Source organism: Rhodococcus sp. 06-1474-1B (assembly GCF_002258885.1).
Classification (GTDB): Bacteria; Actinomycetota; Actinomycetes; order Mycobacteriales; family Mycobacteriaceae; genus Rhodococcoides; species Rhodococcoides fascians.
Genome location: NZ_NOYR01000027.1, coordinates 397,225 through 408,655 on the forward strand (window position 1 = coordinate 397,225; position 11,431 = coordinate 408,655).

General features: G+C 64.7%; 11 protein-coding genes. 6 read left to right on the plus strand and 5 right to left on the minus strand.

Going from position 1 to position 11,431, the window contains the following annotated elements; translation table 11 throughout:
• Positions 1-6 precede the first annotated feature (6 nt).
• Genes CH266_RS17090 through CH266_RS17110 form a run of 5 tightly spaced genes read right to left on the minus strand, consistent with a single transcriptional unit; the run spans position 7 to position 4,479 of the window.
• Positions 7-963, minus strand: coding sequence for an aldo/keto reductase (locus CH266_RS17090; RefSeq protein WP_094715775.1), 957 nt, complete (start codon positions 961-963; stop codon positions 7-9).
• Positions 960-1,793, minus strand: coding sequence for an ATP-binding cassette domain-containing protein (locus CH266_RS17095; RefSeq protein ID WP_051365009.1), 834 nt, complete (start codon positions 1,791-1,793; stop codon positions 960-962). The genes CH266_RS17090 and CH266_RS17095 overlap by 4 nt, the downstream gene beginning before the upstream one ends.
• A complete protein-coding gene (locus tag CH266_RS17100; protein WP_094715776.1) occupies positions 1,790-2,605 on the minus strand; it encodes an ABC transporter ATP-binding protein in 816 nt (271 codons plus the stop codon). The genes CH266_RS17095 and CH266_RS17100 overlap by 4 nt, the downstream gene beginning before the upstream one ends.
• A gap of 3 nt (positions 2,606-2,608) precedes the next feature.
• On the minus strand, positions 2,609-3,547 hold the full coding sequence (locus CH266_RS17105) for an ABC transporter permease (protein ID WP_027495528.1): 939 nt from the start codon (positions 3,545-3,547) through the stop codon (positions 2,609-2,611).
• Positions 3,547-4,479, minus strand: coding sequence for an ABC transporter permease (locus CH266_RS17110; RefSeq protein ID WP_027495527.1), 933 nt, complete (start codon positions 4,477-4,479; stop codon positions 3,547-3,549). Before CH266_RS17110 ends, CH266_RS17105 begins: the two co-directional genes overlap by 1 nt.
• A 322-nt stretch (positions 4,480-4,801) precedes the next feature.
• Here CH266_RS17110 and CH266_RS17115 point away from each other — a divergent pair, with 322 nt between their 5' ends.
• The 6 genes from CH266_RS17115 to CH266_RS17140 all read left to right on the plus strand — a co-directional run bounded on the left by CH266_RS17115 (position 4,802) and on the right by CH266_RS17140 (position 11,346).
• Positions 4,802-6,376, plus strand: coding sequence for an ABC transporter substrate-binding protein (locus tag CH266_RS17115; protein ID WP_045841123.1), 1,575 nt, complete (start codon positions 4,802-4,804; stop codon positions 6,374-6,376).
• 17 nt (positions 6,377-6,393) lie between these two features.
• Positions 6,394-7,608, plus strand: coding sequence for a sialidase family protein (locus CH266_RS17120; RefSeq protein WP_032389759.1), 1,215 nt, complete (start codon positions 6,394-6,396; stop codon positions 7,606-7,608).
• Positions 7,605-8,297 carry an SDR family NAD(P)-dependent oxidoreductase gene (locus tag CH266_RS17125; protein ID WP_057473521.1) on the plus strand — a complete coding sequence of 231 codons (693 nt, stop codon included), beginning with the start codon at positions 7,605-7,607 and terminating at the stop codon, positions 8,295-8,297. Before CH266_RS17120 ends, CH266_RS17125 begins: the two co-directional genes overlap by 4 nt.
• 72 nt (positions 8,298-8,369) lie before the next feature.
• On the plus strand, positions 8,370-9,560 hold the full coding sequence (locus tag CH266_RS25915) for a four-carbon acid sugar kinase family protein (RefSeq protein ID WP_094715777.1): 1,191 nt from the start codon (positions 8,370-8,372) through the stop codon (positions 9,558-9,560).
• Positions 9,557-10,570: a 4-hydroxythreonine-4-phosphate dehydrogenase PdxA gene (pdxA, locus tag CH266_RS25920; RefSeq protein WP_032371816.1), complete on the plus strand. Its 1,014-nt coding sequence runs from the start codon at positions 9,557-9,559 to the stop codon at positions 10,568-10,570. The genes CH266_RS25915 and pdxA overlap by 4 nt, the downstream gene beginning before the upstream one ends.
• A 14-nt stretch (positions 10,571-10,584) precedes the next feature.
• The gene (locus CH266_RS17140) at positions 10,585-11,346 is read left to right on the plus strand and encodes a DeoR/GlpR family DNA-binding transcription regulator (RefSeq protein ID WP_027495522.1); all 762 of its coding nucleotides are present in this window, start codon (positions 10,585-10,587) and stop codon (positions 11,344-11,346) included.
• The last annotated feature ends 85 nt before the right edge of the window (positions 11,347-11,431 follow it).

Consider the following 11,431-nt stretch of genomic DNA (forward strand, 5'->3'; position numbering starts at 1 on the left):
AGCCTCTCAGCGGTTGTAGTTCGGCATCGGTCCGCGCAGAGCCGCGCCGACCTCGTCGCATGCTGCGACCACGTCGCCGGGGAGCGGCCCGCGTCCGAGGGCGGCGATGTTCGATTCGAGATGCTCCACTTTGGAGCCACCGAGTAACACCGGTCCGGTCGCGGGCTTGGACACCAGCCATCGTAGAGCCAGCTCGGTCAGCGGCATTCCAGCATTGTCTGCCACGGTACCGAGCTGGGCAATGGCGTCGAATATTGCAGTGTTCCAATACCGTTCGCGGTACATCGTGGCCAGGCGCGAGTCGCCGAACCGGCCGTCCGTCGGTTGCACTCCCGCAGCGTGTTTGCCGGTGAGGAGCCCGCCGCCGAGCGGGTTGTAGACCATCGTGATCAGACCTGTGACGGCCGCGAACTCCACGTACTCTTCTTCGATCCGACGGGCGAGCAGGTTGTACAACTGCTGCGCCACAACGGGTCGGGGCGCACCCACGTCGTCCGCTACCCGATTGACTTCACCGATCTGCCAGGCAGCGAAGTTCGAGACACCGAGGGCTCTGATCTTTCCTTCGGACACCAGCTCGGCGACCGTAACAAGAGTGTCGGACAAGGGAGTCGCACGGTCTGGCTGGTGCAGATAGAACAGGTCCACGTAGTCGGTGCCCAGCCGCGACAGGCTGGCATCGATGCTGAGTCGCAACCCTTTCGGAGACAGCGGGCTGTTGCCGTCGGCGTCCGGGTGCGGCATTCCGGCCTTGGTGGCAAGCGTGACGCGATCACGGCGAGTGGCGAGAAGGTCAGCGAGAATCCGCTCCGATTCACCGCCCGCGTAGCCGTTCGCGGTATCGATATGGGTGATGCCGGCGTCCAGGGCCGCGTCCACCATCTTGGCCGCCCCGGATGCGTCGACGGTATCGCCGAACGTCATCGTTCCCAGGACGAGGGGTGAGATATTGAGCGCGGTCATGCGGTTACTCCAGTCTTGGCGAGCCGCGAAACGATATGTCGCGGTTTGGTTCCTGTCATCGTCGAGGGGTCGAGAGCTGCCGCTCGCAGCGCGCGGGTGTACGGCTGCTTCGGTCGCGCGAGTACTTCCTCGGTGTCACCTCGTTCGACGATGCGTCCCTTGGACATGACGACGACCGTCTCACTGATTTCGCGCACGACGCCGAGGTTGTGCGAGATGAACACGTAGGTCAATCCCGTCTGCTGCTGGATCTCGCGCAGCAATTCCAGCACCTGGGCCTGAACGGAAACGTCCAACGCGCTGGTGGCCTCGTCGCACACGAGGATCTCCGGTCCCGACGCCAGTGCGCGGGCGATACCGATTCGTTGACGCTGTCCGCCCGAGAACTCCGCTGGTCGACGAGTCAGGGCAGTGCTCGGCAATCCGACGCGGTCGATCAGTTCTGCTGCTCTGGTCGCGCGTTCGGACTTACTCCGAATACCTTTGAGCCGAAGCGGTTCTCCGACGATGTCGACTGCGGTGAGGTGCGGATCCAGTGAACCGTAGGGATCCTGGAAGACCATCTGGACGCGAGAGCGGAAGGGTCGCAGTGCTTTTTCGGACATCTGCGCGATGTCCGTGCCGTCGACCATGATCGATCCCGACGTAGGGGTCAACAACCGCACGATCGACTTGGCGATCGTCGATTTCCCGCAGCCCGATTCACCGACTACAGCAACGGTTTTGCCCCTCTCCACCGAGAAACTCACCGAGTCGACGGCTCTGAACACGCCGTTACCGACCGGGTATTCGACGACGAGGTTTTCCACCGACAACAATGGTGCGCTCATACCGAGGCCTCCACCTTCTCGTTCCAGGGCCCCAACTGCGGGATCGCGTCGAGCAGTTTCTTCGTGTACGGGCTCTTGGGAGCGTTGACGAGCTCCTCGGCTCCACCGTTCTCCACGAACACACCGCTTTTCATGACGTAGATACGATCGGACATCAGTCGAGCCACGCCCAGGTCGTGGGTGATGACCAGCATGCCGATGCCGGTGCGCTCCTGTAGTTCGAGCAGCAGATCGAGGATGCTTGCCTGCACGGTGACGTCGAGCGCACTGGTCGGCTCGTCCGCGACGATGAGCTCCGGCCCGGAGGCCAATGCGCCGGCGATCAGTACTCGTTGCAGCATGCCGCCGGACAACTGGTGTGGGTATTTGTCCAATTGTGTTGCAGGGTCGGGTATGCGGACCTGTTCGAGCAGTTCGATGCAGCGCTTGGTCTGTTCGGATCGACCCGATACCCCACTGTGTCGAACGGCTTCGCGCAGCTGACCGCCGATGGTGTGCACCGGACTCAGAGCCGTCATCGGATCCTGCGGGATCAGCGCGATGTGCTTGCCTCGGATTCCGCAGAGCTCCTTGTCTTTTCCGAGTATCTCGGTGTCCTTGAACGTCACCGATCCGGACAGCACCGCCAGATCGGACGGCAGCAACCCGAGGATGCCCATTGCAGTCGTGGACTTGCCGGAGCCCGATTCACCGATGATGGTCACCGTCTCTCCTGCTTCGATGCAGAACGAGACACCGTCGACGGCTCTGATGAGGCCCTTGTCGGTGACCAACTCGATCTGCAGTTCGTCGACCTTCAGTAGATTGCCCATGTCTCAGGCACGCCCTTTCTTGTTCGTGCGGGAGAACATTCGCAGCAGGCCCGATCCGGCGGGACGGTCTCGAAGTCCGTCGCCGAGCAGGTTGACTCCGACGACGAGGAGCACGATGACCAGGCCGGGCAAGGTGACGAGCCACCACGAGGTGGTGATGTAGTCCTGGCCGTCGGAGATGATGCGACCCCAGGTGGCGAACGGACGTTGCGGCCCGGCACCGAGGTAGCTCAACGCACTTTCGAGCAGCACGGCCTGCGCCAGCAACAGCAGAACCACGAGCGACGCCTGCTTGATGATGTTGGGAACGACGTGGCGAAGCAGGATGGCGATGCGGCCGAGGCCGAGCACCCGAGCCGCGGCGATGTAGGGCTTCTCCCGCTCCACGAGCACCAGCGATCGCGTGAGACGGGCGATTTCGGGCCACTGCGCGATGGCGATGACGAAGGTGATGACCGGAATCGACGGACCGAACAAGGCGACGACGAGCAGCAGCATCATCAGAAGTGGCAGTGACAGTTGTGCTTCGAGCAGGCGGGAGACCGTCGCGTCCACCCAGCCGCCGAGAAAGCCCGCCAGTGATCCCAGGGTCAGTCCGATGAGCCCGGAGACGATGACGGCCAGAATTCCCACGGTGAGCGAGACCTGTCCGCCGTAGAGCACGCGCGCCAGCAGATCTCGGCCGAGTTGATCGGTGCCGAACAGATGTCCGTCGGTCAGCGGCGCGAGCCGGCGTTGACCGAGGTCGGTGGCATCGGGCGAGTCGAGGGGCAGCACCCGCGCGAAGGCGACCGGGAGGATGACCACGAGTGCACACGCGGTGCCGATCCAGATCTTGACGCGGCTGTCGCGTCGGCGACGGGTGGCACCCGCCGATGCGAAGTCCTTCGCGGTGACGGCGCTGGGACGTGGAGTGTCCGTTGGCTTGTCGACGACTGTCATCAGTTTGCTGCCTTCCCGAGGCGAACGCGTGGATCGAGGAGCGGATAGCAGAGGTCGACGGCCAGTTGCACCAGAACAGCGAGCACTGCGGTGACCAGAACGGTGGCTTGGATCAGCGGATAGTCCCTGGTTTCGAGGGCGCGAACCACGAGTGAACCCACGCCCGGCCATGCGAAGACCACCTCGACCACGACGACGCCGTTGAGCATCGACGCGAATCTGGTGCCCAGTGCGGTGACGACGGGGATCGACGAGTTGCGCAGGGCGTAGCGCCAGGTGATCTCGCGTTCGGTGACGCCTCTCGATCGGGCGACGGTGACGTACGGGGAGGCGTAGGCGTTGACCATCTCGCGTCGGACCATTCGGGAGATCAGGGCGATCTGCAGGATGGCCACGGTGACGGCGGGCAGGATCAGCGAGGACCAGCTGGTGAATCCGGCTGCGGGGAGTACGGGAACCAATACGGCGAAGAACGTCAGCAGCATCAGGCCGGTCCAGAAGTCCGGCATCGACTGACCGGCGATCGTCACGACGTTCGCGCCGAGTTCGCGTCGGGTGTCGGCGCGGCGAGCCATCCAGATGCCCAGGGGAATCGACACCACGGTGGTCAGCAGGATGGCGGCGAAGGCCAGAGTGATCGTGTACGGAATGCGCTGCAGAACCACGTCGAGTGCCGGTGCCTGGAAGGAGTACGAGGTACCGAGGTCGAGTGTGAACAGGCCCTTCAGGTACAGCGCGTACTGAGTGAAGATCGACTGGTCCAGACCCAGATTGGTACGAATCTGCGCGAGGTCTTCCGTGCTGGCGAGCGGGCCGGCCATCGAGTAGGCCGGGTCGCCGGGAGCCATGCGAATGAGCACGAACACCGTGGTGAGCGTCAGGAAGATGGTGAGCAGGCTCTGTCCGAGTCGCCGCACCACGTAGCGCGCCATGGGCGCAGCGAGAAATGCGGGCAGCACGGAATCGGCCTTGGCCTTCGGCACACTCGGCGGGCTGGCGGTGAGCTGAGTCATCGACCCACCTGCGATTGTGGTCTTACCTGGGTCATCGTCGACCTTTCGATAACACTGCCTTGTTGTAACTCAGCTCACAATTGCACTCATGCGCGTTTTGCGCAACTGGCAATATTTTTCTGCGCATTTCAAGCATTTCGTAGTACAGTCCGGTTGTGTCCACGATCACTTTCGTCGACGCGGGTCTACGAGACCCGAACCGACATCCACATTTCGATGTGACAGTCCCGAGAGGTCAACGATGACCGAAAGCTTTGCCAACCAGCGCTTTTCACGACGGTCACTGTTCCGCACGAGTCTGATACTCGGAGCCGGGCTTTCGCTCGGCGGCGTGAGCGCCTGCGCAACTCCTACCGGTCGTCCCGGCCCCGACACCGTCAGCCTCGCGATGAACCGATCCATGGTGAGCCTGGACAACAAGCTTCTGCAGTTCGATGCCGCTCTGACCGTTCAGCGCTCGATCCGCCAGGCCCTGACCACCATCGATTCTGCGCTGGCAGTGCAGCTCGTCCTGGCCGACAGCTTCGAGCTGGTCGCACCGACGCGATGGCTGGTGCATCTGCGACCCGGTATCGCCTATTCCGACGGTCGGCCGGTTCGGGTGGAGGATGTCGACACGGCACTGCGCATGTACAGCCAGGTCACCGGTGGGTTCGTGGGCACCTTCTTCCCCGAGTGGCCCACCGTCGGCAAGATCGACGACTCGACGTTCACGCTCGACACGCAGCGCCCCATCCCGGTCCTGGACTACCTGATGTCGAACATTCTGATCACTCCCGCTGAGGACAACGTCCCCGAGGATCTTCAGGGTGGCGTCGGTACCGGGCCGTTCGTGGTCACCGACGCAGACCGCGGTACCGGCAACTACTCGCTGGCGCGTAACGAGAAGTACTGGGGCACGCCGGCTTCGGTCGATTCGGTCAACGTACGTTTCGTCCCCGACGAGTCCAATCGCGTCGTCTCTCTGCGCAGCGGCGAAGTCGATGTCATCGACGCCATCACCCCGGATGCCGCCGATCAGCTCTCGGGCCTGGCCGGCGTCACGGTAGAACGCACCGACGGGGTGCGCCTCAACCAGCTCTTCTACAACTTCCGCAAACCGGCCGGGCACCCACTGGCCGATCCGCGCGTCCGTAGAGCACTGAGCTACGCGATCAACGGGAATGCGTTGGTCGACCAGGTGATGCAGGGCGCGGCAACTCCGTCCCGCGGCGTGGTCCCCGGCATTCTGACCGGCGCGATCGAGACCGGTGAGTACGTCTACGATCCACAGCGCGCACGCCAGGAGCTCGACGCGCTCGGAGTGCAAGACCTGGAAGTGAAGATCATCTGGGAGACAGGTGAATTCGCCGCCGACACCGACATCATGGAGTCGGTTCTGCAGATGCTGTCCGCAGTCGGCGTCCGTGCGACCCTGCAGCAGTTCGAGCCGGGCGGCGACATCTCGACGTGGCGTCAGGGCAAGGCGGGCGACTGGGACATTCTCGGCAACGGTTTCCCCAGCCCCACCGGACTCGCGGTCACCATCATGCAGGGTATGTACGCGGGCACTGCTGCGAAGGAAGAGACCCGAGATACGTATCACGGCTACATCTTTCCCGAGATCACCGCACTGATCGCCAAGGCTTCCGAAGATGCCGACAGCGTCACCCGCAACGAGACACTCGCGCAGGCGCAGCGTCAGATCTGGGAGACGTGGCCGTGCCTGTGGTCGTTCGTACCCAAGACGGTCATCGCCCGACGCAATCGCATCGACGGAATCGATCTGCGGCCCACCAACTCCTACGACATGGCTTCGGTCACTCTCACTTCCTGAGAGAGAAGAGGTAGAACATGAGCAACACGAGCTTCCTCACCCCCGGCGACCTCCTCGCCGACGGCACCCTGCGTGCGACGTCCGAGCCCGGTCGATCCGACGCGTTCCTCCCTGCCCCGCAGGTGCAGAATCATGCGGCGAACCTGGCGATCCTGCCCGACGGCGCCCTGGCATGTGTGTGGTTCGCCGGCACGCAGGAGGGTGTTCCCGACATCAGTGTCTGGTTCTCGCGCCTCGATGCCGAACAACAGCAGTGGAGCACCCCGATCCAGCTGTCCGACGACGGCACCCGTTCCGAGCAGAACCCCGTTCTGTTCGTTCGTGATTCGGGCGAGGTCTGGTTGCTGTGGACTTCTCAGCACGCCGGCAATCAGGACACCGCACGGGTACTGCGTCGCATCTCGTCCGACGGCGGATCGACGTGGGGCGAGACGCACGTGTTGGTTCCCGAGACCGACGCTGGTGGCGTGTTCGTCCGGCAGCCCGTTGTACAGCTGGCATCGGGACGCCTGTTGCTGCCGGTCTTTCACTGCGTCAAGATCGACGGACGCAAGTGGGTGGGCGATCGCGACTACAGCGGGGTCCTGATCTCCGACGACGACGGTGCGACGTGGCGTGAGGTCGTCGTGCCAGGCAGCCTCGGATGCGTCCACATGAACATCGTTGTGCAACAGGACGGTTCGCTGGTGGCGTTGTACCGCAGCCGCTGGGCCGATCACATCTACCGAAGCGTCTCGACCGACGACGCCGAGACGTGGAGCGCCCCGGTCGCCACCGAGCTGCCGAACAACAACTCCTCCATTCAGGTCGTCGGGCACGGCGACGGAACCCTCGCGCTCGTGTACAACCACTCCTCCGCGCTCGACGCCACCGCCCGCCGAGTATCGCTCTACGACGAGATCGACGACGACGGACTGGCCGAGGGCACCGACGCCTCCGAGAGTCCTCTCGACGACGGTGACGACCGCGCCGCATTCTGGGGCGCACCGCGTGCCCCGATGACGCTGGCACTCTCGTCCGACGGTGGCGTGACCTGGCCGGTTCGGCGCAACCTCGACGAGGGCGATGGTTACTGCTTGACCAACAACTCCAGGGATGGGTCGAACCGCGAGTTCTCCTACCCGTCGATCGTCTACGGCCCCGACGGCCGAATTCACGTTGCGTACACGTACTTTCGTCAGGCCATCAAGTACGTTCGGCTCGAGCCGACCTGGATCGGTGACGGCCGGTGACATCCCCATTGCATGCCGTCGTGACCGGAGTGAGCAGCGGCATCGGTGCATCGATCGCTCGGACGCTGTCCGACCGCGGCTGGCAGGTGACCGGCCTGAGCCGTTCTCGACCTGCGACCGGCTTCGAGGACGGCGGCCCACATCGGTGGATCGGCGTGGATCTGGCCGACAGTGCGGCGGTATCTGCCGTCGTCGACCGACTGCCCGACCCCCATTCGATCGTCCATGCCGCGGGAGTCCAGCGTTCGGGGCGGCTCGGCGCGCTCGATCCCGCGCACAGCGAGCAGATGTGGCGGGTGCACGTGGCAGCGGCCGAGATTCTGGTGAACGGGCTGGCGCCTCGGATGGTCGACGGCGGTCGAGTGGTCATGATCGGCAGCAGGACGATGACCGGGGTGGCAGGCAAGAGCCAGTACGTCGCCACCAAGTCCGCGTTGACGGGAATGGCCCGCTCGTGGGCCATGGAGTTGGTCTCGCGCGGAATCACCGTCAACGTCGTCGCGCCGGGCCCGACGGACACACCGATGCTCAACGATCCCGGACGCGTCTCCACCCCTCCGATCACGCCGCCGTTGGGTCATTTCATCGCTCCGGAGGAAGTGGCGGAGACTGTCGCGTTCCTGCTGTCCCCGCACGGACGCAGCATCACCGGGCAGACGATCGTCCAGTGCGCAGGGACATCGCTATGAAGCTGCGTGAAACACGCAATAGTGTTACCTTGAAGTGCGCACACAGCGCAGAATCGAAGGGGTGAGCGCACGATGACCATCGCGCAGCGCCCCGCCATCGCCATTCTCGCCGACGACCTGTCGGGTGCAGCAGAATCTGCCGCACTGTTCCTCGATCGTGACGTGTCACTGCGAATCGACATCGGCAGCATCGACGACGGCACCGACACCGACGTCTGCGTCGTCGATCTCGGCACCCGAGTCATGTCCCCCGACGAGGCCGCGGCCCGCGTACGTGAGTCCATCGCACTACTGCCGTCGCACGTCACGGTCGTGAAGAAGATCGATTCGATGCTGCGCGGACACATTGCCGCCGAGGTCGAATCGCTGCTCGCCACCGGCCCCGTCGTGTTCGCGGCCGGGCTTCCCGCTCTCGGCCGCACCGTCGAGAACGGCGTCCCTCACATCGACGGCGTTCCACTGCATCTCAGCGGCCGGTGGGCGATGGAGCCCACCGAGGCTCCGTCCTCGATCACCGAGCTCTTCGGACGAGTCCCCACTGTCGCCGTCGCATCCGACGACGGCCCCGAAGCACTTCGTGCTGCAGTCGATTCCGGCGCAGTGGCAGTGTTCGACGTCCGGTCCGATGCAGACCTCGACGCCATCGTGGCGGTGTCGGCGAACATTCCGGGTGTCCGACTCGTCGGCACCTCGGCGCTGGCGGCAGCCGTGGCGCGTACCCTCGATCCTCGATATCGCGACGCTGCGGCAGTGACCCAGGATTCGGTTCTCGTCGTCGTCGGAACCGCCGAATCGGTTGCGATGCAGCAAGTATCGGAGTTGGTCGAGGCCGGTGCAACGCACGTCGCCGTCCACGTCGACGAGTTACCGCAGACCCACGCCTGCGCAGACAGGGTGCGCAGCGCCCTGTCCGACGGAACGGTGGTGCTGTCCCTGGCGGGGCCGGTGGACGCGTCACGTTCGGCCGACATATCCCAGGCGCTCGCCGGCACGGTCGCCGAGGCCGTTCGCGGGCTCTCGGTGAGTCTCGTACTCACCGGCGGGGAAACCGCCCGCCGGGTGCTCGACGGCCTGGGTGTCACCGCCCTTCGCCCGGTTGCCGAAATCCATCACGGGGCGGTCGTATCCCGCACACCCGCAGGCGAATACGTCGCCACCCGCCCCGGGAGCTTCGGCGGCCCGGACAGTCTCGTCGCAATGGCCGCGTACCTACACGGCACTGCTCGTACGCTTTCTTCTTCTCACAGTGAGGCTTTGACATGACCACAGCACTTCGGCCGTACATCGCGGTAACCATGGGCGACGGCGCGGGCATCGGCCCCGAGGTCATCGTGCCCGCCATGATCGATCCGGCAACGCTCGAGCGGTGCAAGCCTGTCGTCATCGGCGATGCGCCGCGGCTGCGCCTGGCCGCTCAGGTTCTCGGGGTGGACGTCGACATCGTCACGATCGACACCGTCGATGCCGCACAGTTCAGCCCGCGGCGCATCAACGTGATCGATCTCGGCCTGCTTCCCGACGACCTCCAGTGGGGGCAGTTGTCGGCCGTGGCAGGCGACGCCGCGTTCCACTACATCCGCGTTGCGAGCGAACTCGCCGTGAGAGGTGAAGTCCAGGCCATCTGCACCGCCCCGCTCAACAAGGAGGCCTTGCACGCCGCCGGGCACATCTTCCCGGGCCACACCGAGCTGCTGGCACACCTGACCGGCACCGAGGAGGTGTCGATGATGCTGTCCACCCCCAAGCTCAAGGTCATTCACGTCACCACGCACATCGGTCTGCTCGACGCCGTCGCGAAGATCGAGCCGGGACTCGTCGAGCGAACGATCCGACGCGGACATGAGGCCCTCGTCCGCTCGGGCACTCCGAACCCGAAAATCGGTGTGTGTGGCATCAATCCGCATGCCGGCGAGAACGGCTTATTCGGCTACGGCGAGGAGGACCTCAAGATCGTGCCTGCCGTCGAGAAGTTGAAGGCCGACGGCATCGATGCGGTGGGCCCGCTGCCCGCCGACACCGCGTTCTTCCTGGCCGGCCGAGGCGATTACGACTTGATCGTCGCGATGTACCACGACCAGGGTCACGGCCCGGTCAAGGTGCTCGGAATCGAGGCAGGCGTCAACATCACCGTCGGCCTGCCGGTCATCCGCACCTCCGTCGATCACGGCACTGCGTTCGATATTGCAGGTAAGGGCATCGCCGAAGCCGGTAGCATGGTCGAAGCCCTGCGGCAGGCCGCCGAATTGGCAACGAGCCCAGCATTACTGGGCTGACGAGGGGGTAGTAGGTGCGAGCATCGGAAGCGCGGCGCGGCGAGATCGTCCGGCTGGCCAAGTCCGGTGGCCTCACCAGCGTCGACGAGCTGTCGTCACTGTTCCAGGTGACGGCCTCGACCATCAGGCGCGATCTCGATCACCTCACCAAGCAGGGGCTTCTGGCCCGCACCTACGGCGGGGCCATTGCCATCGGCAGCCGTCACGAGGCGTCGGTGAAGCAACGCTCCCTCGAGGGATACGAGGCCAAGCGGCTCATCGCGGCCAAGGCCGCGGAGTACGTGCAGCCCGGGGAAACCGTCCTGCTCGACGCGGGAACGACGGTCGGTGCCATGGCGGAGTATCTGCGTCATGCCGTCGACCTCACCGTCATCGCGGCTGGATTGACGGCGCTCGAGGCGTTGGCCGACGCCGACGAGGTGCACGTCGAGTGCATCGGCGGCACATTACGGCACCTGAGCCAGGGTTTCGTCGGTCCTCTCGCCGAGGCGTCGCTGCGACGAGTGTCCTTCGATCGGGCGTTCCTCGGTGCCGACGCCGTCGCCGCCGATTTCGGGATCTGCGAAGCGGGTTACGAGCAGACTCAACTCAAGGAGTTGATGATGGAACGTGCCACGACGACCTACATCCTGGCGCATTCGACCAAGCTCGGCCAGAAGCCCTTTCACGCCTGGGCCCCGATTCCTCCGGGCACCACGCTCATCACCGATTCCGATGCCGCGCCGGAGCAGATCGAGGCCTTCCGTGACAGTGGCGTCGAAGTGGTGCTCGCGTAGTCCGCACCCTTCGGGCGGGTCGGCGCCGTGCAGACGACGCAGACGCGAACAATCCGGTCCCCACCCCCTCGCCGCCCCGCTCACC